Annotated in this window: 19 protein-coding genes; 14 read left to right on the plus strand and 5 right to left on the minus strand. The window is 54.1% G+C overall.

Annotation, left to right across the window (positions count from 1 at the left end; genetic code table 11):
- Together nqrF and ACR0IU_RS06795 are read left to right on the plus strand one after the other, a co-directional pair.
- Window positions 1–1,224 (plus strand): NADH:ubiquinone reductase (Na(+)-transporting) subunit F, encoded by a 1,224-nt coding sequence (gene nqrF / locus ACR0IU_RS06790; RefSeq protein ID WP_010441342.1) that lies wholly within the window; start codon window positions 1–3, stop codon window positions 1,222–1,224.
- A gap of 71 nt (window positions 1,225–1,295) precedes the next feature.
- Window positions 1,296–2,132: a metallophosphoesterase gene (locus ACR0IU_RS06795; protein ID WP_480715708.1), complete on the plus strand. Its 837-nt coding sequence runs from the start codon at window positions 1,296–1,298 to the stop codon at window positions 2,130–2,132.
- A 3-nt stretch (window positions 2,133–2,135) separates the two neighbouring features.
- Here the strand turns inward: ACR0IU_RS06795 and ACR0IU_RS06800 are convergent, their stop codons facing one another.
- Window positions 2,136–2,660, minus strand: a complete 525-nt coding sequence (locus ACR0IU_RS06800; RefSeq protein ID WP_480715709.1) for a CBS domain-containing protein — start codon at window positions 2,658–2,660, stop codon at window positions 2,136–2,138.
- Window positions 2,661–2,782: 122 nt separating this feature from the next.
- On the opposite strand from ACR0IU_RS06800, the gene ACR0IU_RS06805 reads away from it, so the two are divergent.
- From ACR0IU_RS06805 to ACR0IU_RS06835, 7 genes are all read left to right on the plus strand, one after another.
- Window positions 2,783–2,968, plus strand: a complete 186-nt coding sequence (locus ACR0IU_RS06805; protein ID WP_170545946.1) for a hypothetical protein — start codon at window positions 2,783–2,785, stop codon at window positions 2,966–2,968.
- Between the two features lie 67 nt (window positions 2,969–3,035).
- Window positions 3,036–4,061, plus strand: a complete 1,026-nt coding sequence (locus ACR0IU_RS06810; protein ID WP_480715710.1) for an FAD:protein FMN transferase — start codon at window positions 3,036–3,038, stop codon at window positions 4,059–4,061.
- 15 nt (window positions 4,062–4,076) lie between these two features.
- Entirely contained in the window at window positions 4,077–4,307 is a 231-nt protein-coding gene (gene nqrM / locus ACR0IU_RS06815; RefSeq protein ID WP_480715711.1) for a (Na+)-NQR maturation NqrM, read from the plus strand.
- A 15-nt stretch (window positions 4,308–4,322) separates the two neighbouring features.
- Window positions 4,323–5,993, plus strand: a complete 1,671-nt coding sequence (locus ACR0IU_RS06820) for a sulfatase-like hydrolase/transferase (RefSeq protein ID WP_480715712.1) — start codon at window positions 4,323–4,325, stop codon at window positions 5,991–5,993.
- Between the two features lie 84 nt (window positions 5,994–6,077).
- A complete protein-coding gene (gene gpmI / locus ACR0IU_RS06825; protein WP_010441356.1) occupies window positions 6,078–7,595 on the plus strand; it encodes a 2,3-bisphosphoglycerate-independent phosphoglycerate mutase in 1,518 nt (505 codons plus the stop codon).
- Entirely contained in the window at window positions 7,592–8,725 is a 1,134-nt protein-coding gene (locus ACR0IU_RS06830) for a murein hydrolase activator EnvC family protein (protein ID WP_480715713.1), read from the plus strand. Before gpmI ends, ACR0IU_RS06830 begins: the two co-directional genes overlap by 4 nt.
- Before the next feature lie 6 nt (window positions 8,726–8,731).
- Window positions 8,732–10,075, plus strand: coding sequence for a S41 family peptidase (locus ACR0IU_RS06835; RefSeq protein WP_480607814.1), 1,344 nt, complete (start codon window positions 8,732–8,734; stop codon window positions 10,073–10,075).
- 47 nt (window positions 10,076–10,122) lie between these two features.
- Here ACR0IU_RS06835 and ACR0IU_RS06840 read toward each other — a convergent pair whose 3' ends face one another.
- The 3 genes from ACR0IU_RS06840 to ACR0IU_RS06850 form a co-directional block, all read right to left on the minus strand.
- Window positions 10,123–11,649 (minus strand): MFS transporter, encoded by a 1,527-nt coding sequence (locus ACR0IU_RS06840; RefSeq protein WP_480715714.1) that lies wholly within the window; start codon window positions 11,647–11,649, stop codon window positions 10,123–10,125.
- Between the two features lie 103 nt (window positions 11,650–11,752).
- Window positions 11,753–12,106, minus strand: a complete 354-nt coding sequence (locus ACR0IU_RS06845) for a hypothetical protein (RefSeq protein ID WP_480715715.1) — start codon at window positions 12,104–12,106, stop codon at window positions 11,753–11,755.
- A 9-nt stretch (window positions 12,107–12,115) separates the two neighbouring features.
- On the minus strand, window positions 12,116–12,877 hold the full coding sequence (locus ACR0IU_RS06850; RefSeq protein WP_480715716.1) for a DUF6478 family protein: 762 nt from the start codon (window positions 12,875–12,877) through the stop codon (window positions 12,116–12,118).
- Window positions 12,878–13,105: 228 nt separating this feature from the next.
- Here ACR0IU_RS06850 and ACR0IU_RS06855 point away from each other — a divergent pair, with 228 nt between their 5' ends.
- Genes ACR0IU_RS06855 through ACR0IU_RS06870 form a run of 4 tightly spaced genes read left to right on the plus strand, consistent with a single transcriptional unit; the run spans window position 13,106 to window position 19,353 of the window.
- Window positions 13,106–16,201 carry an ABC transporter transmembrane domain-containing protein gene (locus ACR0IU_RS06855; protein ID WP_480715717.1) on the plus strand — a complete coding sequence of 1,032 codons (3,096 nt, stop codon included), beginning with the start codon at window positions 13,106–13,108 and terminating at the stop codon, window positions 16,199–16,201.
- Window positions 16,191–17,090, plus strand: a complete 900-nt coding sequence (locus tag ACR0IU_RS06860) for a CPBP family intramembrane glutamic endopeptidase (RefSeq protein WP_480715718.1) — start codon at window positions 16,191–16,193, stop codon at window positions 17,088–17,090. Before ACR0IU_RS06855 ends, ACR0IU_RS06860 begins: the two co-directional genes overlap by 11 nt.
- Window positions 17,091–17,149: 59 nt before the next feature.
- Window positions 17,150–18,082 (plus strand): acetyl-CoA carboxylase, carboxyltransferase subunit beta, encoded by a 933-nt coding sequence (gene accD / locus ACR0IU_RS06865; RefSeq protein WP_480715719.1) that lies wholly within the window; start codon window positions 17,150–17,152, stop codon window positions 18,080–18,082.
- Window positions 18,079–19,353, plus strand: coding sequence for a bifunctional folylpolyglutamate synthase/dihydrofolate synthase (locus tag ACR0IU_RS06870; RefSeq protein WP_480715720.1), 1,275 nt, complete (start codon window positions 18,079–18,081; stop codon window positions 19,351–19,353). The genes accD and ACR0IU_RS06870 overlap by 4 nt, the downstream gene beginning before the upstream one ends.
- 65 nt (window positions 19,354–19,418) lie before the next feature.
- Here ACR0IU_RS06870 and zapE read toward each other — a convergent pair whose 3' ends face one another.
- Window positions 19,419–20,477 (minus strand): cell division protein ZapE, encoded by a 1,059-nt coding sequence (zapE, locus tag ACR0IU_RS06875; RefSeq protein WP_480715721.1) that lies wholly within the window; start codon window positions 20,475–20,477, stop codon window positions 19,419–19,421.
- Window positions 20,478–20,624: 147 nt separating this feature from the next.
- Here zapE and ACR0IU_RS06880 point away from each other — a divergent pair, with 147 nt between their 5' ends.
- Window positions 20,625–21,866, plus strand: a complete 1,242-nt coding sequence (locus ACR0IU_RS06880) for an MFS transporter (RefSeq protein ID WP_480715722.1) — start codon at window positions 20,625–20,627, stop codon at window positions 21,864–21,866.

A 21,866-nucleotide genomic window follows, 5' to 3' on the forward strand; every position in this document is an offset into this window, starting at 1 on the left:
ATGGAAACTTTTAGCCTTGGCGTAATCCTTTTTACCCTGATCGTTCTGGCGCTTGTGGCCATCATTATGGCGGCCCGGTCCAAGCTGGTGTCGACCGGTGATGTCAACATCACCATTAATGGCGAGAAAACAATCTCGGTTCCCGCAGGAGGCAAACTGCTGCAAACGCTTGCGGCGGAGAAGCTGTTTGTCCCATCGGCCTGCGGCGGTGGTGGGACGTGCGCGCAATGTCGTGTCAAAGTGCATTCGGGCGGAGGATCTATCCTGCCCACCGAGGAAAGCCATATCACCAAGCGTGAGGCGGCTTGCGGTGATCGCCTATCTTGTCAGGTTGCCGTCAAGCAGGACATGGATATCGAAGTTCCTGAAGAGGTCTTTGGCGTCAAAAAATGGGAATGCACCGTTCGTTCGAACGAGAACGTAGCAACCTTCATCAAGGCCCTGACACTGGACCTGCCTGAAGGCGAGGATGTGAACTTCCGCGCCGGTGGCTACATCCAGATCGAAGCGCCTGCCCACCAGTTGGCTTATACGGATTTCGACGTCGAAGAGGAGTACCGCGAGGATTGGGATCGCTTCAATCTGTGGCAGTACAAATCCGTCGTCGCGGAACCTATCGAACGCGCCTATTCCATGGCCAACTACCCGGATGAAAAAGGCATGATCATGCTGAACGTCCGCGTGGCGTCGCCCCCTCCGGGGTCCGAAGGTATCCCGCCGGGTCAGATGTCGTCGTATATCTTCAACCTGAAACCGGGCGACAAAGTCACAATCTCGGGTCCGTTTGGTGAGTTCTTTGCCCGCGAGACCGAGAAAGAGATGGTATTCATCGGTGGTGGTGCTGGTATGGCCCCGATGCGCAGTCATATTTTTGACCAGCTCAAACGTCTTGAGAACCGCAACCGCAAGATCAGTTTCTGGTATGGCGCACGCTCGAAGAAAGAAATGTTCTTTGTCGAGGATTTCGACACTCTGGCCAAAGAGTTCGACAATTTCGAATGGCACGTCGCTCTGTCGGATGCCCAACCCGAGGATGATTGGAAAGGCTACACCGGCTTTATCCATAACGTTCTGTTCGAAGAATACCTCAAGAACCACCCGGCGCCTGAGGATTGCGAATACTACATGTGTGGCCCGCCAATCATGAACCAGTCTGTCATCAACATGTTGCTGGATCTGGGCGTGGATCGCGAAGACATCATGCTCGACGATTTCGGCGGATAAACAGTATTGATCGGTTCCACCCTTTGGAGCCGATTTTTTTTCTCAGAGCTCATCAGTCAAAAGGCACCCCGGTGCCCTATTTTTCGACTGATGCTGCGCCGTTTTTGTCTCAGAAGGTAACAGGCGATATGCTAACCGGATGGATCAAAAGGTTTTTTGCGTCTCAAGCGCTACTTGATCAGGTAATAGGCACATCCTCACTGGCACCTACAGAGAAGTTCTATGCCATCGGCGACCTTCATGGCAGGCTGGACCTCCTGCAGATGCTTTTGCCTGCATTGGACGGTGCTTGTCCTACAGTGTTTGTTGGCGACTATGTTGATCGAGGTGAGCACAGCGCACAGGTTTTGCGTCAGTTACACCACCTGGACACACGTTCGGAAAAGAAAGCGATCTGCCTTAAGGGCAATCATGAGGACATGTTGCTTGGGTTTCTAGATGCTCCAAGAAAATGGGAGCGTGTTTGGCTGCACAATGGTGGTGCCCAGACCTTGGCCTCATTTGACCTGACAGATATTGAACTCTCCGATCCAGATGCCGTCGCTGAAGCGCTTCGGGGCGCGATGGGGCAATCCCTTGTGGATTGGCTGTTTGATCGTCCGCTGACCTGGACAAGTGGCAATGTGACCGTTGTTCACGCTGCGCTTGACCCGTCGCAGCTGGTCGACGGACAGCAAGACAGCACCTGCCTCTGGGGACACCCGCAATTTCGTAAGAAACGTCGAAAAGACGGGCAATGGGTAGTTCACGGGCATACGATCGTCGACGAGCCCATGATTGAGAATGACGTCATATCTATCGACACCGGTGCATTCGTCACCGACCGACTGACCGCCGCGGAAATCTCACCCGGTTCTGTCCGATTTATCTCGGCCAGTCACGCCGGAATCGAGTGGGAATCGGCTTAAGAGTTATCCGACAATCATCTGTTTCATTCTAAGCGCTTCATATTCCAGTTCCTTCAATCGGAAATGGACTACGTCCCCAATAGTAATAACGCCGCGCAAATTGCCCTCACTTAAAACAGGCATGTGCCGGAAGCGACCCTCGGTCATAGTTTTCAGCACATCGTTCAGATAGTCGTCTGGGCTACAGGTTTTGACCTCAGTCGTCATCAGGTCGGCCACAGATTGAGGCAATGTCTGACCGGGTGTTTCCGCCATTCGGCGAACAATATCACGTTCAGATAGGATCCCTTGCAACGAACCATTCTGATCCGTGACCACAACTGCACCAATGCGCTTTTCCCGTAAGATATCTACAACTGAATGGATCGTATCGTTGGGTCGTACAGAAAAAACAGCATCCCCTTTGCCTTCCAGCAGTTTTGAAACCGTTGTCTGTGTGTGCGACAGGTTTGTTTCCACTGACTGACTGCGAGTCGCCTTCGCGGCCTTGTCGCCACGGGTCGGGGGCTGGTAAGAGCTTGGGGCCATGGGCGGTCTCCTCTTTCACAGGTAGTGTCCTTATTCTCTACCTTACCGCAGGGATAGGCGCTGTATAGGTGCAAATTCGAAAACCGATGTAACCGGACTACTTTACAAGGAGTTCCAAGTTCTTGAGCGAGCTTTACCTGACCCCGCCGGTTGCTGCGTTGATCTTCTTTGTTGTCGTTGTCTGTGGTCACAATTTCCGCATGGTGTGGAAACAACAACCCTCAGGCTGGCAAAAACGCGCATGGATCTTTGGTGTGCCAGCCACGATTGGGCTTCTTGCCCTTGCGTTTTTGCCGCTCAAGATCTGACGCCGGTTTGACTCTGAACAGGGCCGCTGGCATATGCCGGGCAAGACTACTCGCAGGAGATCGCCCCATGCGCCCGCTGATTGCCTTGGCTTTGTTGTTGTTTGTTTCGGCTTGCCTGTTTGACAAGGAACCTGATGTGGTGCGTCTGTCCGGCGAGACTATGGGTACCACGTTCAACATTACCGCTATCGGCGATGATCTGGACGAAGCTGCACTGGGTCAGGCGGTTCAGGAGACACTGGCACAAGTTAACGCAAAGATGTCAAACTGGGACCCGAATTCCGAGGTTTCGACCTTCTCGTCCTCAGACAGCACAGAACCAATGCAGGTTTCAGATGAGTTTGCGTTCGTGATCGAAGCCGCAAACGAGGTGCATGAGAAGTCTGGCGGTACGTTCGATGTCACCCTTGGTCCGCTGATCGAGTTGTGGGGATTCGGTCCGCGCAAACCCGAAGACCCGGTTCCTGCCGATGCTGAAATTGCAACAGCGTTAGCTCAGGTGGGTCAGGCCCGCCTACTGACATTGGATAGTGCGGCCGGCACCCTTGCGAAATCAGACGCAGGCGTGGGGATCAATTTGTCTGCAATTGCCAAAGGCTATGGTATCGATGCGGTTGCTGCACAACTGCGCGACGCTGGTATCGAGAACTATATGGTCGAGATTGGTGGTGATCTGGTGGCCATGGGTGAGAACGACAAGGGCGAAAGCTGGCGGATCGGTATCGAAAAGCCCGAAGCTGGCACACAGGCCATCCAGCTAATCGTTCCGCTGGATAATCTGGGGATGGCAACTTCGGGTGATTATAAGAACTTCTTTGAACAAGGCGGTGTGCGTTACTCGCACATTATCGACCCGGTCACGGGACGGCCAATCACTCATCGCACCACTTCCGTCACGGTTCTGGCGGATGATGCGATGATGGCAGATGCCTGGGCGACAGCGATGCTGGCACTTGGTCAGGAAAAAGGAATGGAAATCGCGGAAAAGAATAAACTTGCCGTGTTTTTTATCTCGCGCGATGTGACAAGCGGGGAAGAAGCCTATATCACCGTACAAAGCAGCGCTTTCAAGGATGCGCTGGGAACCAACTGATCGGTAGGCACCGCTATGAGCACCTTTATTCTGGCATTCGTATTGTTACTGATCATCATGGTCGGGATGTCGTTGGGCGTGATACTAATGGGTAAGACCATCAAAGGCAGTTGCGGTGGCTTGAATGCAATTTCCGGTGCTGACAAATGTGTGGTTTGTCAAAAGGATATCGACCCCGATAGCCCCCTGCGTGATCAGTTGCAGTGCAAGCGTGCAAAAAAGATGCTGCAACAGATGGAAGGCTAGGATAGTCCTCTTGGCATGAGCAAAGCCAAGAACGTCCTCTTCATCATGTTCGACCAATTGCGCTGGGATTACCTCAGCTGCTACGGACACCCACATCTCCATACGCCAAACATTGATAGGCTCGCTTCGAGGGGCGTGCGGTTTACCCGCGCTTACATTCAGTCCCCCATTTGTGGCAGTTCGCGCATGTCGACCTATACCGGTCGCTATGTGCATTCGCACGGCGCGTCCTGGAATAATATCCCGCTGAAAGTCGGAGAGATCACCTTGGGTGATCACTTGCGAAAAGCAGGGATGGGTTGCTGGCTGGTCGGCAAGACCCATATGGCTGCGGATGCCGAAGGCATGGCCCGGCTGGGATTGGAGCCCGACAGTGTGATTGGTGCGCGCGTGGCTGAATGCGGGTTTGACGTGTTCGAGCGTGACGATGGATTGCGGGCCGAGGGACCAGATGGTTTTTACGATCCGGATGGGGCCAAGAAGTATAACGAATACCTGAAGGACAAAGGGTATGAGAGCGACAACCCCTGGCACGACTTTGCCAATTCGGGATTGGATGCGGATGGTAATGTACTGTCCGGGTGGTTTCTGAAAAACTCGTCCGAGGCGGCCAATATTGCCGAGGAAGACAGTGAAACCCCATATCTGACCACCCGTGGGATGGAGTTCATGGGTTCTCATGACGGCCCTTGGTGTTGTCATCTCAGCTATATCAAGCCTCATTGGCCTTATATTGTGCCGGAACCCTATGCATCGATGTATGGTCCCGAGCACGTTCTGCCGGTGGTTCGGTCTGAGTCAGAACACCAGAATGCGCATCCGGTGCTGAAGGCATTCATGGACACGAAAATTGGCCAAACTTTCTCGCGTCAGGACGTACGCGAGGCCGTTATCCCTGCTTACATGGGCCTAATCAAGCAAGCCGATGACCAGATGGGGCGGCTGTTCGACTGGATGGAGAAAACCGGGCGGATGCAGGATACCATGATCGTGCTAACCTCGGACCACGGGGATTTTCTGGGCGATCACTGGATGGGCGAGAAGACATTTTTCCACGACGCTTCAACCAAAATGCCCCTGATCATTTACGATCCATCGTCCGAGGCTGATTCCACGCGCGGCACCACTTGTGACGCACTGGTCGAGTCCATCGATCTGGCCCCTACATTTCTTGAGATTGCTGGCGGGGAGCCCGCAGGCCACATACTCGAAGGGCATTCGCTGCTGCCTATTTTGCACGGTCAGGCCGATAGCACGCCACGCGATGTGGCAATCTGCGAATATGACTACTCTGCATCACCAATAGCTCAGAAGCTGAATGTCTCGGTTCGGGATGCGGTCATGTTTATGGTCGCGAACGAGAAGTGGAAGTTGATCCATTGCGAGGGTGGTTATCGCCCGCTCTTGTTCGACCTTGAGAATGATCCAAATGAGCTGACCGATCTGGGTAATAGTGCAGAGCACGCAGACATCATTGCAGAATTGTATGACCACTTGTTTGCTTGGACCCGCCGTCCGTCGCAGCGTACCACCCGGTCCGAAGAGCAACTGCTAAACATGCGCGGATCGAGCGGCGGGACTGGCATCGTGATCGGCATTTATGACGAAAATGATATGCCGCTCGAGCTGACTGTGAAGTATCGCAACCGTAAGGCACGGCCCTTTGGGGACTACACATCAGATTAATTCTGCTCTTGTAGCTTCAAAAGACGGTTCAACCTTGCACGGGCAGGGGGTAGAAGATGGCGACGCCGAAATCGGAGAGCACTCATGACCGCCCCCAAACCCGTTGTTCTGTGTATCCTTGATGGTTGGGGGCTGTCCGATGACACCAAAGCCAATGCGCCATATCTGGCAAACACGCCAACCTTTGATGCCCTCGTGGCGGAAGGGCCACATGCGCAACTGATTACGCACGGGCCGGATGTGGGCCTGCCAAGCGGCCAGATGGGAAACTCCGAAGTCGGTCACACCAATATTGGGGCAGGGCGCGTGGTTGCGATGGATCTGGGCCAGATCGATCTGGCGATCGAAGACGGTTCTTTTTCCAACAATGAAGCACTGCAAGATTTTATCGCCAAGGTGAAAGCAACAGGAGGTACAGCCCATCTGATGGGATTGGTCTCGGATGGTGGTGTACATGGACACCTTGATCACATCGTAGCCGCTGCGAAAGCCATTACCGATGCCGGCGTTCCAGTTGCGTTGCATGCCATCACAGACGGGCGCGATGTGGCGCCGAAATCAGCCTTTATCTACATTGCGGAGCTTGAAGACCGTTTGCCCGAAAGGGCAAAGATCGTCACGGTCTGCGGGCGATACTATGCCATGGACCGTGATAATCGCTGGGAACGCGTTTCTGAGGCTTATGACGCGATTGTCAAAGGGCAGGGGCGTACCGTGGTCTCGGCACATGAGGCTGTTGATCACGCCTATAACCAATCCGAGACAGACGAGTTCATCGCGCCCACGGTGGTCAACGGGTACTCGGACATCCAGGACGGTGACGGATTTTTCTGTCTGAACTTCCGTGCCGACCGCGCCCGCGAGATACTGCGCGCAATTGGCGAACCAGGTTTTGCAGATTTTGACACTGGCCCGCGCCCGCAGTTATCGGCTTTGCTTGGCATGGTCGAATACTCCGACGGCCACAATGCCTATATGACGACCGTATTTCCTAAGCGGGACATCGTGAATACTCTGGGCGAATGGGTTGCGAAACAGGGTTTGCGCCAGTTTCGGCTGGCCGAAACTGAAAAATACCCCCATGTGACCTTTTTTCTAAACGGTGGCATAGAACAACCCGAAGAGGGCGAAGATCGTTTCATGCCCAAATCGCCCAAAGTGGCGACATATGACCTGCAACCCGAAATGTCCTCGGCCGAGGTGACCAGTAAATTCGTCGAGGCAATACATGACGGATATGATCTGATCGTCACAAATTATGCCAACCCCGACATGGTCGGTCATACCGGTGATCTGCAGGCTGCGATTGATGCCTGCGAGGCGGTCGACCAGGGATTGGCCCAAGTCGTAGCTGCCTTAAAGCAGGTGGGTGGCGCGATGATCGTGACCGCTGATCATGGCAATTGTGAAATGATGGTTGATCCGGAAACCGGCGGTCCGCACACCGCACATACTTTGAACCCTGTTCCAGTTGTATTGGTTGGCGGCCCCGAAAATGCAACCCTGCGCGATGGGCGTCTGGCCGATCTGGCTCCAACGCTGCTGGAACTTATGGAACTACCAAAACCTACAGAAATGACTGGAGAAAGTCTGCTGACATGAGGATTCGACCGGTCCTCATATCAGTGTTGATTTGGTCGACGCCTGTCAATGCGCAAACTAACCCGTCTATGGCGGCGCTAGAGGCGGCGGAGATGCTTGAGCAAGCCTCGATAGCTCTGACCGAGGCTGACAGTGCACGTGATCGGGTCAAAGCGCTGACCGAAACGCTTCAGGCGTACGAGGCTGGTCTGACCGCGATGCGTGACGGCCTGCGTCGTGCGGCCCTACGAGAAGCGCAATTGACGGCAGAACTTCAGGTGAGGGAACAGGAGGTGGCGCAGCTGCTTGGTGTTCTGCAGACTATCGAGACCACCGCGCCACCGGTACTGATGCTGCACCCCTCCGGCCCATTGGGAGCGGCTAGAACGGGTATGATGCTGTCAGAGGTTACGCCTGGCCTGAACACTCAAGCCCAGGATCTTGCAGCCGATTTGCAAGAAGTCCAAACGCTGCGCCAGCTCCAGCAGAATGCCGCCAATACCCTGACAAAAGGTCTGACGGGGGTGCAAGATGCTCGTACGAAACTGAGCGAGGCTATTGCGGACCGTACTGACCTACCGCGCCGTTTTGTCGAAGATCCCGTGCGCACCGCTATTTTGATATCTTCGACCGAAACGCTGGACGGGTTTGCCAGTGGATTGTCTGAGATTTCCGATGGCGAAATCGCAGATACAAACTCCGAAATCGCGGATCAGAAAGGCCATATCGCCCTACCCACCAAAGGGGTCATTCTTCACCGATCGGGGGAAACAGATGCGGCTGGCGTTACGCGCGCCGGTCTTGTGTTGGGAACGCGGCCTCGCGCATTGGTAACGTCACCCACAGCCGCAACGATCCGCTACCGAGGACCATTGCTGGATCTGGGGAACCTAGTGATCCTTGAGCCTCAATCTGGGCTGCTCTTTGTGTTCTCGGGTTTACAAGAGGTGTATGGCAATACGGGAGAGGTGATCCCGGAAGGCACTCCAGTGGGTTTAATGCCGGGTGAAACCCCGGGAATCGGCGCTATTATGTCAACAAGCGGTGATGGCACTGGAACTGATCGGTCAGAAACGCTCTATATAGAGGTAAGAGAAGATAACAGCCCAGTGGACCCGGAATTATGGTTCCGGACGGACAAGGATGGATAAACGAGTATGAAGAAATTTGTGATCGCCGGTCTGGCCGGCACCGTGGCGGGATTAATCGCAACCACACAGATTGCAGGGCCCTTGTTAGCGCAAGAGGCCGAAAACAAGGCCGGAGTATATGAGCAGCTTGATCTGTTTGGCGATATTTTCGAACGTATCCGCGCCCAGTATGTCGAAGAAGTCGAAACCGATGAATTGATCGAAGCGGCGATTGACGGGATGCTAACCTCGCTTGATCCGCATTCCAGCTATCTGTCGCCTGATGACGCCGAACAAATGCGAGTGCAAACGCGAGGCGAATTCGGTGGTCTTGGGATCGAAGTCACGCAGGAAGAAGGCTTTGTCAAAGTTGTCTCGCCCATGGATGATACCCCGGCAGACGCGGCCGGGATCGAAGCAGGTGATTTCATTACCCATGTCGATGGCGAAAGTATTCTTGGCCTGACTCTGGATAAAGCGGTTGATTTGATGCGTGGCCCGGTAGGGTCGGAGATCGTTATCACAGTCGTGCGCGAAGGTGAGCAGGAACCCTTTGATGTTACGATCGTGCGCGACACAATCAAACTGACAGCCGTCCGCGCGCGCACTGAAGGCACCAGTGTGGTGCTGCGCGTCACCACCTTCAATGATCAGACTTACCCAAACCTCAAGGAAGGGTTGGAAGAACAAATTGAAGAGGCGGGTGGTATCGAAAATGTAAACGGTGTCGTTTTGGATCTGAGGAATAATCCGGGTGGTTTGCTGACGCAGGCTATCAAGGTTTCAGATGCGTTTTTGAATGAAGGTGAGATCGTTTCGACCCGTGGTCGCAATCCGGAAGACGGTGAACGGTTTAACGCCACACCCGGTGACCTGACCGGTGGTAAGCCTATTGTTGTCCTGATAAACGGCGGCTCAGCGTCGGCGTCGGAAATCGTGGCTGGCGCACTGCAGGATCACCATCGTGCGATTGTGGTTGGCACTAAGAGCTTTGGCAAAGGATCAGTCCAAACGGTAATGCCAATTCGAGGCGATGGCGCGATGCGTCTAACTACATCTCGCTACTACACGCCCTCGGGTCGTTCGATTCAAGCGCTTGGCGTCAGCCCGGACATCATCGTAGAGCAACCCCGTAACCGACCCGATGAAGAAGATGAGGACGATGCAAACGCCCGCACCCGGTCTGAGGCCGATCTTCGTGGTAGCCTGAACAATGACAGCCTGAGCGAAGACGAGATTCGCCAGATTGAAGAGGATCGCGCCAAAGCCGAGGCCACCGCAGAACTTCGGGAAGAGGATTATCAGTTGGCCTATGCAATCGACATCCTCAAAGGTCTTTCGGCATTCAACCCAACCGGACCTTCGCAATAATAGTCGTGGGGCCGCAATAGGCGGCCCCACCTCCAATTTATTCAGCTTTATTCTTCGATCTTGTGCAGTTTTTTCTCGTCCAGAATCAGGGCAAGGACAATTCCTACCGTGACCGAGAAAGTGGCGAAGACAAAGGCCATGTTCATTCCGGTGTCAAAGGCTGCGGTAATGGCAGACTTAACTTTTTCGATTTCACCCGAACTTAATTTCTGCATTACAGCCTTCGCAGATTCTGTGGTCAGCGTCCCACCATTAATTGCCTTTTGATCGGCGTCAGACATATCAATGCCTGCAGCCGAAAGCCCAGTTTTAAGGCTTTGCAGACTGGATACATACATGACCGCAGTCGCGCAGGCGACAGATATTGCGCCGTAGACTAGATGGGTCATGAAACTTAGCCCGCCGACCAGACCGGCGCGTTCGGGCTTGACTGCGCATACAGCTGCTGTGCCTGACGGACCAACTGTCAGCGTTGCACCCAATCCAATCAAAGCCATTCCCGGTAATATCTGAATATATCCGGCGCTGGCGGGCATTACGACCACGCTTACTGCTCCGAGTGTCGAGCAGACATACCCCCAAAAGAGCAATCGTTTGGGCCCGAAGTCATTGTAAAGCGTGCCCGAAACAATCGAGCCAACGGCCAACAGGACCGTCAGCGGGGCCAGACCCAACGCGGATTGAAAGACAGACCACCCAAGAACTTTCTGCATATATTGTGGAAAATACAACAACCCCACGAAAGCGGCGGAGACATTGAACATGTTCAGACCCAGGGTGATCAGAAACTCTCGATTCTGCATTAACAGGGGCAGCAGCAATGGCTCCTTGACCCTCTTTTCGACCCTCGGGAACAAGAAAAACAATACAGCGCTGACAAAAAACAGCAGTATGAGAGGTAGCGACGTCCAGCCCCAGTCGGCCCCTACGTCCAAGCCGTAAAGCAGTAACAATACCGCCAATGACAGGATGCCCATACCTGCAAAATCGATATGCTCCCCTTTCTTATGCTCGGTTTCACGCTCCATCAGTAGGATGGCTGTTGCCATTGAAACGCAGGAGAACACTACGTTTGCCAGGAAAAATAGCCGCCAGTCACCCAGGTTGACCACTGCGCCGCTGATCATTGGGCCGAAGACATTGCCTGTGGTAACACCGGCTAGAATTAACCCCATAACAAGCGCGCGGTGTTCCTCTTTCGCAACTTTGGTCGCACCAAATGCTAGAGTGCATGGCCAGACGCATCCTGCCCCTATCCCCTGCAACGCGCGCGCTCCGATCAAATAGTCCAATCCGGGCGAGACAAAGCACAAAATCGACGCAAACAAGAAAATCGACAGGCCAATGATCATCATCCTACGATGGCCATACATGTCACCCAGGCGACCGCCAGCTACCATCGTCATAGCAAAAAACAGGGCGTAGATATTCAGAACCCATTGGGTACTGGTTATGTCTGCATCAAAGCTGCTTTCAATTGCGGGCACCAGCATCAGAGCCCCGGTGAAATCGATCCCGATACCGAATGCCGTCACCATCAGGGCGATGATTTTTATGATGCTCCTTCGATCCATGGCCTCATCACTTGATGACGGTAAGCCTCAATGATGCACGGACAACGCTGAAAAGAAAGAAGTTTACCGCGCATGGCTGTTAGTGATCGCGACAAAACCGGGTCTAAGATGCCTGAGATCTGCGAAACGCGCTCTTTAACATGTCAAGTTCAGCGCGAAGTAACGCAACCTCGGCCCGCAGATCATCAGCAGCGGGAGATCCGGCAATGACGGTAAATTCACCTAACTTCTCACCGGTTATCGTGTCACGGATTAAGAAACACTGCACACCTTCGGAAACGGCGGCAGACGGTACTGGAATGCGCAAAACCCACCCCTCATCATCGGGTGTCAGTTCGACATCTGGCAATTGCTCACCCAGATACTGCACTTCAACCTGAGGAGTACTTTCACTGTTCAGGTGACCTTCCCATATAGCGTTCTCAAAACGAATTGGGGTTAAGCTTGTTTGCGTCATCAAGTGCCTCTAAATATCTGCCCGGTGATGGCGGCAAAATGTCAAATCGCGTAAAACCACACGATTCATTGCAGGGTGATCAATAATCAGGTCCAGCCAGAGTTTTTCAATCCGACGTTCGTGCAATTCTAGATGTGCCAGGTCGAAATCGACCGAGCATTCTGGCGTCGAAAGATCGAGCTCGCGCAGAACCTGCTCGGAGTTGGGGCCATGTTGGATGTTGAGGCGGGAAAAGACGGTTGTCGGGCGTTCGGATTCAATCACAGTGTCCACCCGCATCATGTGCTGACGAGTCAACCCAACGGCGGCATCTGGTGGTAGCTCGATGGACAACGACAGAAATGACCCTTGAAAATCAAAGATCTCTATCGCCAGGCTGAACGGGGCCAAGTCCTTTTCCCGCCGGTTGCGGGTTTGCTGCAATCCAATCTCGCTCAAAGAGCAGTCGTGAAACAAGGTTACATGCCCATCTATCTTCGCCTTGCGCGGTGCGGATGCCAGTCCCTTACGCGATGCAGGTAAACGCCAAAAATCTGGGCGCCATGACCAGTCGGTTCCCAGTGGTTTCGGAATTTGATCAAAGCCAAGCCGCGGCTGGATCAATCGATTATCAGCAATTTGGATGACCCGTTCCAGCTGTCCCCGCAATTGCCGCGCCTCATCGCGTTGACGCCTAAGCTTGGGCAAAGCCAACTGGTCGGCCAACTGCTCTGTCCGCTGAAACCGCCGGATTGTCTTGCGCAGAATATAGCGATCCAGAAATTCCCTCATCGTCCTCTCATCCAAACCTGTCTCTCTTTAGTCAAAAGCCGTGCAATGGACAAACCTGTCCTGATTAATAACGAGTGATTATTTCTGAGATCTGAACACGACACGCAGATCAACTGGAATTTACGGCGGCGGTACTTCACAATTCTTGCAATGGACTGGGCTGCAGCTTACCGTCGGCGTTCTGGCGAAATGGCCCCAGATCAATAAAAGTCACGACGAGGCAGGGGCATGGAACCCACCCTATTTTCATTCATCTGGAAGTATTCGAAGAAACAACAACTGGTGTTGCTGTGTTTGACGGTTTTGTCATTTCCGTTTCTCTATGCCTCATTGGAGCTTCCAAAGCAGATTATCAACGATGCTATTGGTGCACCAACGGACACCGTGACTGTGCTTGGTATCACTGTGAGCCAGGTGCAGTACCTGATGATTCTGTGTTTTGCCTTCCTGGCGACGGTGATCGCCAGCGGTGTCATGAAAATGCGCATCAACACTATGAAAGGCATTTTGGCCGAACGGATGTTGCGGCGTCTTCGCTTTAGTCTGATCAGCCGCTCTATGCGGTTTCCCAAATCCTATTTTGCGACAACCAGTCAGGGTGAGCTGGTGTCGATGATTACTTCCGAGGCCGAGCCAATGGGCGGGTTGATGGGCGATGCAATTGCGCAGCCTGTTTTTCAGTTTGGTCAAATGATGACCATCGTCACCTTTTTGTTCATGCAAAGCGTCTGGTTCGGACTTGCCAGTATAGCACTGATCCCGCTGCAGGCCTGGCTGATCCCCAAGCTGCAACGCCAGATCAACCTGCTGAACAAAGACCGCATTCAGGAGGTTAGGCGGTTAAGCTCTGAAATCGGGGAAAGCGCTGCCGGGATAAGCGACCTGCGCACCAACGGTGGCTGGCGCTATAGACTGGCGCAGTTCAGCCATCGTCTGGGAACCTTGTTCGAGATCCGATTCAAGATCTACAACAAAAAGTTCTTCATGAAATTCCTCAATAACCTGATCACTCAGATTACGCCCTTTTTGTTTTACTCGGTGGGCGGGTATCTGGCGATCACCGGTGAGGTGACAGTGGGCGCGCTGGTTGCCGCGCTTGGTGCCTACAAGGACCTCAGCGGCCCGTGGAAAGACCTGTTGACCTACTACAATCAGGTGCAGGATATGTCGCTGCGCTGGGAGATCGTGATCGAGCGTTTTGCGCCTTCAAACATGATACCTGAGCGGTTGTTTGATGGCGTTCCAGATACCATCCCGCATCTCACAGGGGATATCGAGTTGCGAAACGTGACGGTTCGTGACGATGACGGCAAGACGATCCTCGAAGATATCGATCTGACAATTCCGAAAGGGGCCCGGATCGCCATTCAGTCCAAACACGCCTCTGAGCGTAGTGCGCTTGCGCAGCTACTGACGCGCGAGTTGCTTCCGGTTCAGGGAGAGGTCTTGATGGCCGGTCATAACCTGAGCGATCTTCATCAAGCGGTAATTGCCGCAAGGATCGGCTATGCTTACTCGCGACCGTATTTGTTTGACGGAACGCTGGGGGACAACCTCTTGATGCCATTGCGCACGCATCCTCAGCACGAACAAGATGCGCTCAGAGTGCCCTCGCGCCGTCAAATCGAGGCGGTTCGGGCAGGGAACCCTCCGGATTCCTTGTCTGATGAATGGATCGATCCAGGTCTAGCGGGTCTCGACGACATCGAAGACATTCGCGACTGGTGGTTCCAGCTTGTCGAAGCTATGGGCATCGATGAATTTATGTTTCGCCGAACGTTGCGTTCTCAATTCGATCCGAAAGTGCATCCGGCGCTGGCAGAGGAAATCGTCAATCTGCGTGATACTGTTGCGACCCGACTGCAGGAGCGAGGGTTGGACAAATATGTTTACCGGTTCGATCCGGACCAGTTCAATCCAGCTGTTCCTTTGGGTGGTAACCTGCTTTTTGCCTCTCCAACGCAGGACATAGCGCCTGACATCCTTGCAGGTGATGACCGATTCCTATCGCTGCTCAGGGCCAATGATCTTGATGGTGATGCGCTCGGGATTGCCGAGGCTGTACTGGAAACCTTGAACCAGACTTTCGGGCGTGACGGCGCTGATCACCCGCTGTTTCTAAGGCTCGGCATGACGAAGGACATGTATCACCGTCTGCTGGATATCGAAGAGCGCCGCAAGACCAAAGGAGATGACTCTATCGGTGATCAGGAACGCGCACTTCTGCTGACCGTGCCGTTCATGCTGACAGCCGAGCAAATCGGCCCCAGCTTCCCAGAGGAATACAAGGAAAAGATCCTTTCCATCCGTCGCACTCAGGCCGAACGGTTGCGGGCTGCCATGGGGTCAATGTTTATCCCGGTCTCGCCGGACACCTATGTTCCGCGCCTGACAGCCATGGAGAATGCTCTGTATGGTCGCGTCTCGATCATGGCCGGGGCTCAGGCCGAAGAGATCGAAGATCTTGTGGCCGAAGTGCTGAACGAGGCTGGGCTACGCCGCAGGGCTGCCGCAATCATATATGACCTGCCGTCCGGACTGGGTGGGAACAACCTGCCAACTGTGTTTCAGGAACGCGCTGCGTTTTCACGAGCGGGAATAAAGCGACCGGATATATTGATCCTAGACAAAGCGCTGGCCAGCCATGATTCAGAGAGCCGTTTGAGAACCCGCCTGAAGTTACGCGAATTGTTGCCCGATTCAGTTATGATTTTCATGGAGGATCACTTCGCACATCCTGAAGCGTATGATTTGTTTGTGGAAATCAAAGATGGTCGAATTGACGGTGTGTCGCGTGTTGCCACAACAGGTGAGGAGGACACGTCGGATGATCTGAGCCGAAAGCTGAAGATCATTTCTTCTACCGAGTTGTTTGCACGCTTGGACGGGCGCAACCAACGCCTTCTTGCCTTTTCGGCCCAATGGTACGAGGCGGCGGCAGGTCAAACCATATTTGCGCGTGGTCAGGCACCGGATGCAGCCTATTTGTGTATCTCTGGTAAGGCCAGCGTGAACTGGATCAATGAGCACGGTGAAAAACGCTCAATCTCGACGGTAGAGCCAGGGCGTCTGATCGGTGATTTGGCGATCATTACCAATGAGCCCCGCCAATTGGATCTGGTGGCTCTCACGGATTGTTCCTTCCTACGAATTGGTGCCGAAGAATTACGGGCAGTAATCGAAAGTGATGCAGGTGTGGCGGTTAGGCTCCTTGAAACGGTGGCTGGCTATCTGACCACCGTTTCTGAACGGCTGCGTAACGGTAGCACGCTGATTGGTGAAGAACCGCCTGTGACAGATGTTGAGCGAAACGATGAACACTAGAGAACAGCCCGGCGCTTATAAGAGCCATCAACTCCTGATTGAGGACGCCGGCAGGCATCCAGAGATCTGGCGTCTTTTTGCAGGCTTAGCGCTGGTAGCAGTGGTTGTGGTGACGCTCAACGCAATTTTATTTGCTACTGTCGTCAGCCTGGGCCCGCCCGGATCAGCGGCTGCCTTTCTCACGGGGTCTTCCCCATTCGCACTGCTTATCGTGCTAGCCAGTTTTATTTTTGCCACGCTGGGGGTCGCGCTGGGTGCAAGATTGTTTCAGCACCGTTCGCTGTCTTCCATCGTCGGAAATCAGTGGATCGCCCTGCGGCAGTTCTGGCGCGTCCTTCGCGCGCTGCTCATACTTAGTTTCGTAATATTGGCGTTACCGCCCTACGATCTGGGTGAACCATTGTTAGTTAACCTTGGCTGGTCCAAATGGCTTCTATTGTTACCTTTGTCCTTGGGTGCGGTTTTCATTCAGACGAGCGCCGAAGAAATTCTGTTTCGCGGCTACCTTCAACAAAGTCTCGCTGCGCGGTTCCGGTCTCCAGTTATCTGGATGGGGCTGCCGTCGATCTTGTTCGCTGCAGGTCATTATAGTCCTGCCACCGTTGGTGATAATGCGATCCTGATTTCCATCTGGGCTCTTACCTTCGGATTGCTGACCGCTGATCTGACTGCGCGGGCAGGGACACTTGGACCTGCCATTGCACTGCATTTTTTTAACAACTTTGCCGCACTTTTGGTCATTTCTCTGCCCGATAACCTTGGGGGCTTGGCCTTGTTTCACCTGCCTTACAAGGCGTCCGATGCGGATGCGCTCAGACCCTGGTTGTTTGTAGACTTCGCGCTGATGGTCGTTGGGTGGCTTACCGCGCGATTGGTCCTCAGGCGCTGATTGCATTTCCGGGCATTGCGTCTTATTTGACGTCAACGCCGCAATATCAAGGTTCCCACATGAACTGGATCACAAACTACGTACGCCCTCGGATCAACTCGATCTTTTCGCGCCGCGAAGTGCCTGAAAACCTTTGGCACAAGTGCGGCGAATGTGGAACCATGCTGTTTCATCGCGAGCTGGCGGAGAACCAGAATGTCTGCACCCAGTGCGGCCATCATATGGCGATCACACCACGGGACCGATTCACGCATCTGTTTGACGGCGGTATTTTCTCGGAAGTTGAGGTTCCGGCCCCAAAAGATGATCCGCTGCAGTTCCGCGATCAGAAAAAATATCCCGACCGGATGAAGGCTGCCCAGAAAAAGACCGGCGAGAAAGAGGCGATGCTGGTTGCCCTTGGCGAGATCGGCCGTACACCGATTGTAGCTGCCGCGCAGGATTTCTCGTTCATGGGCGGATCAATGGGCATGTATGTCGGCAACGCCATCATCGCCGCCGCACAAGAAGCTGTGAAGCTGAAACGCCCGTTGATCCTGTTCTCGGCTGCGGGCGGTGCGCGGATGCAGGAAGGTATTCTGAGCCTTATGCAAATGCCCCGCACAACGGTGGCAGTTGAAATGCTCAAAGAGGCAAACCTGCCCTATATCGTTGTCCTGACCCACCCGACCACAGGCGGCGTCACCGCATCTTATGCCATGCTGGGTGACGTTCACATTTCGGAGCCGAATGCATTGATCTGTTTCGCCGGACCACGCGTTATCGAACAGACGATCCGCGAAAAACTGCCCGAAGGATTCCAGCGCGCCGAATATCTGTTGGATCACGGCATGCTTGATCGCGTGACGAAACGTACCGAGATGCGGGAAGAATTGATCACGATCACCCGCATGCTTATGAATCAGCCCCCAGCGATCAAAGGCGACTTACCCGCGCCTGAACCCGAAGCGGCCACTTCAGAGGCGCCTGCCGAGGAAGCGGTCAAAAAATGACCGCCCAATCCTCGGATGTCATCCTCGACCGGATGATGGCGCTGCACCCCAAGATCATTGATCTGACCTTGGACCGGGTTTGGCGTTTACTGGCTGCGCTCGACAATCCGCAAACAAAACTGCCGCCTGTCATCCATATCGCTGGAACCAACGGCAAAGGCTCGACCCAAGCCATGATCCGGGCAGGTCTTGAGGGGGCAGGGCGCGCGGTCCATGCCTATACGTCTCCACATCTGGCCCGGTTTCACGAACGAATCCGGTTGGGTGGTGAGTTGATTTCCGAAGCCGACCTCACCGCCGTTCTGGATGAGTGTTATGCCGCCAATGGTGGTGAAAACATCACCTATTTTGAAATCACAACCAGCGCTGCACTGCTCGCGTTTTCTCGTTCAAAAGCCGATTATACATTGCTTGAGGTTGGATTGGGCGGGCGACTGGACGCCACGAATGTGATTGATCAACCTGCGTTGACGGTAATCACACCCGTCTCAATCGACCATGAGCAGTTTCTTGGCGATACACTTGGCAAGATCGCCGCTGAAAAGGCGGGAATCATCAAACCAGGGGTTCCCTGTATTGTCGGCCCGCAACAGGATGAGGCGCTGGAAGTCATCGAATACACTGCGGCTCGTCTCGGCGCTCCGCTGTTCATACACGGACAGCACTGGCATGTGCACACGGAAAATGGCCGCCTGATCTATCAGGATGAAACCGGGTTGCGCGATTTGCCCATGCCCAACCTGTTGGGAGGCCATCAAATTCATAACGCAGGTGCCGCTTTGGCTGCATTGCGCCACCTACAAATGGGTGATGATGCCTACGAGGCTGCGGTCACCAAAGCCGAATGGCCTGCCCGAATGCAGCGGCTGAAAACCGGTCCTCTGGTCGAGCAAGCCCCTCAAGCCGAGCTGTGGCTTGATGGCGGTCACAATGCAGCTGCAGGGGCGGCGTTGGCTGATGTTTTATTGTCATTGCCAGAACGACCGACGCATATGATTTGCGGTATGCTAAACACCAAGGATGTCACTGGCTATCTCGCACCTTTGGCCACAAAAGCGGCCAGCCTGATCGCTGTCTCCATTCCTGGCGAACAGAATACGCTGAGCGCTGAAGACACAGCCGCTGCAGCCGCCAAAGTGAATCTGACCGCAACAACCGCTGACAGCGTTGCAGACGCGCTTGCGGCAATCACTGCCCAAACCCCTCACGCGCGGGTTTTGATTTGCGGGTCCCTTTATCTCGCAGGGAACATTCTCCGAGAAAACGCCTGATCCGGTGCTCGGTCAAAAATACTCCAGGGAACCCGCGCATTTAGCTTGGGCGGGGGCGAGGTACCCTATTTCCCCCAATCCTTATCCTGCATCTCACGCAGCCGTGACGCTGTACGTTCGAACTCGAATGTACCTTCCCCTTCGACATACAGCATCTCGGGCTCAGCAGCGGCAGAACAGATTAGCCGGACCTTCCCCTCATACAGAGCGTCAATCAGGGTCACGAAGCGCTTGGCCTCGTTAAAATTGTTGCGTGACAATCGCGGGATGTCTTCCAACACCAGCACCTTCAACGCTTCCGCTATTGCCAAATAGTCGCCGGGGCCCAGCATCCGTCCGCAAAGATCATAAAACGATGCTCGCGCCACTCCGTTTCGGAACGCGGGCAGAACAACTTCGCGTCCCTTGACCTGCAAAGCCAAAGGCTCCGCCGGCCCACCTGACAAATCATTCCACACAGCACGAATCTTCTCTCGCGCCTCAGGTCCGATAGGTGTGAAATAGACCGGAGAACCTTCAAGCCGGTTCTGCCTGTAGTCGGTGGGTGAAACCAGCTCCCATACTTCAAGTTGTTCTTTGATGTGCTGGATGAAAGGCAGAAACAGTTGCCGGTTCAGCCCGTCCTTGTACAGATCATCCGGATGGCGGTTTGATGTCGTGACAACAACAACCCCACCACTATGAAGCAGATCAAACAGCCGCCCGACGATCATTGCATCTGTGATATCGGTGATCTGCATCTCATCAAAAGCCAGAACACGCACAGATTTGACTACGGCATCGGCGACCGGCGCCAGCGCATCCTCGACACCGTCTTCACGTGCCTTGTGCAAGCCTGCGTGAATTTCCTGCATGAATGCGTGGAAATGGACCCGACGAACCGGGATATCGCCCAGTGTATCAACAAACATGTCCATAAGCATTGACTTGCCGCGCCCGACGCCACCCCAAATATACAAGCCTTTGGGCGGTGGAGGGGCCTTGCGAAAAAAACTACGCTTAACCGGTTCAGCTAGTGCCGCCCGAATGCGATCAAACCGGGGTAGCACCGCTTCCTGGGCGTCATCCCGTGTCAGAGAACCATCGGCGATGCGATCCTCGTAGAGCGAAGTTAAATCCATCATGTCTTGAGCCATACCGCCCGGTTCACGTATTGAAAAGAAACCTTTTTCCCGACACATCAATTTTGCTGAACTGGTGTCGCAAAACTCCTGAATCGACGTGTGTGGTCGCGCCGCTAACGTCTTTACGAACCACTCCCTGGAGGCCCAATGCCGCAATCTACCCGCCTGATGAATCCGATCCTGATCGTCGGTTGCATCGTCATTACCGTCGGCTTTGCGGTGCGCGCTTCTTTTGGCGTGTTTCAAATCCCAATTGCAGATGAGTTCGGCTGGCTGCGCAGCGACTTTTCTATGGCCATAGCGATTCAGAATCTGGCCTGGGGAATCGGTCAGCCGATCTTTGGTGCTATCGCGGAAAAGATCGGTGATCGGCGCGCCATTGTTCTGGGTGCATTGACTTATGCGGCGGGTATGGTGCTGACGGCTTGGTCAGTGACACCATTTGAACATCAAGTCTATGCGTGGCTGGTGGGTTTCGGGATCGCCGGAACAGGGTTTGGCGTTGTGCTAGCGGTTGTTGGTCGTGCCTCATCCGACGCGAACCGGTCAATGTCATTGGCGATTGTCACAGCGGCGGGCAGCTTCGGGCAGGTTATCGGTGCTCCGACGGCCGAATGGTTGCTGACTTTTCTACCCTGGCAGCAGGTATTCCTTGTCTTTGCCGCAGCAATTCTCGCTTTGATCCTAACCTTGCCTTTTATGCGGGCGCCTCTACCGATCAGCAAAACTGAGCTCGAAGAAAGCATGGGGCAAATCCTTGCCAAAGCCTTCCGCGACCCTTCTTATTCACTGATTGCAATTGGTTTTTTCAGCTGTGGCTATCAACTGGGATTTGTTACTGCGCATTTTCCCGCCTTTGTTACCGAGATGTGTGGCCCGATCCAGCCCGGGGGCCTGTTGTATTCAATGGGCATCACCACGACATCGGCCCTGGGTGCAATAGCCATTTCGTTGATTGGGTTGGCCAATATCGGTGGAACGCTTCTGGCAGGCTGGGCGGGAAACCATTTTCCGAAGAAATATCTGCTAGCTGCTGTGTATACTGGCCGTACGATTGCGGCAGGGGCTTTCATCGTGTTCCCAATCACGCCCTTGTCGGTGATCGCGTTCTCACTGGTGATGGGATCGCTTTGGTTGGCAACAGTGCCGCTGACGTCTGGACTTGTCGCGCATCTTTATGGCCTGCGATACATGGGAACGCTCTACGGCATCGTATTCCTGAGTCATCAAATCGGTAGCTTCCTGGGCATCTGGCTGGGCGGACGCATGTACGATCAATTTGGTGATTACACCATGGTTTGGTGGATCGGAGTCGCCATCGGGGCCTTCAGCGCCATCATTCACCTGCCCATCCGGGAAAACCGCGAACCAGCTAGCGTGGCAGTCTGA

It is taken from the genome of Ruegeria sp. CL5 (assembly GCF_056536485.1).

Coding starts and splice junctions, on each gene's coding strand:
- ACR0IU_RS06820 (WP_480715712.1), top strand. CDS start 4,323: ATGAGCAAAGCCAAGAACGTCCTCTTCATCATGTTCGACCAATTGCGC.
- ACR0IU_RS06840 (WP_480715714.1), bottom strand. CDS start 11,649: ATGGATCGAAGGAGCATCATAAAAATCATCGCCCTGATGGTGACGGCA.
- ACR0IU_RS06855 (WP_480715717.1), top strand. CDS start 13,106: ATGGAACCCACCCTATTTTCATTCATCTGGAAGTATTCGAAGAAACAA.
- accD (WP_480715719.1), top strand. CDS start 17,150: ATGAACTGGATCACAAACTACGTACGCCCTCGGATCAACTCGATCTTT.
- ACR0IU_RS06835 (WP_480607814.1), top strand. CDS start 8,732: ATGAAGAAATTTGTGATCGCCGGTCTGGCCGGCACCGTGGCGGGATTA.
- ACR0IU_RS06810 (WP_480715710.1), top strand. CDS start 3,036: ATGCGCCCGCTGATTGCCTTGGCTTTGTTGTTGTTTGTTTCGGCTTGC.
- gpmI (WP_010441356.1), top strand. CDS start 6,078: ATGACCGCCCCCAAACCCGTTGTTCTGTGTATCCTTGATGGTTGGGGG.
- ACR0IU_RS06850 (WP_480715716.1), bottom strand. CDS start 12,877: ATGAGGGAATTTCTGGATCGCTATATTCTGCGCAAGACAATCCGGCGG.
- nqrM (WP_480715711.1), top strand. CDS start 4,077: ATGAGCACCTTTATTCTGGCATTCGTATTGTTACTGATCATCATGGTC.
- ACR0IU_RS06870 (WP_480715720.1), top strand. CDS start 18,079: ATGACCGCCCAATCCTCGGATGTCATCCTCGACCGGATGATGGCGCTG.
- ACR0IU_RS06800 (WP_480715709.1), bottom strand. CDS start 2,660: ATGGCCCCAAGCTCTTACCAGCCCCCGACCCGTGGCGACAAGGCCGCG.
- zapE (WP_480715721.1), bottom strand. CDS start 20,477: ATGATGGATTTAACTTCGCTCTACGAGGATCGCATCGCCGATGGTTCT.
- ACR0IU_RS06845 (WP_480715715.1), bottom strand. CDS start 12,106: ATGACGCAAACAAGCTTAACCCCAATTCGTTTTGAGAACGCTATATGG.
- ACR0IU_RS06880 (WP_480715722.1), top strand. CDS start 20,625: ATGCCGCAATCTACCCGCCTGATGAATCCGATCCTGATCGTCGGTTGC.
- ACR0IU_RS06830 (WP_480715713.1), top strand. CDS start 7,592: ATGAGGATTCGACCGGTCCTCATATCAGTGTTGATTTGGTCGACGCCT.
- nqrF (WP_010441342.1), top strand. CDS start 1: ATGGAAACTTTTAGCCTTGGCGTAATCCTTTTTACCCTGATCGTTCTG.
- ACR0IU_RS06860 (WP_480715718.1), top strand. CDS start 16,191: ATGAACACTAGAGAACAGCCCGGCGCTTATAAGAGCCATCAACTCCTG.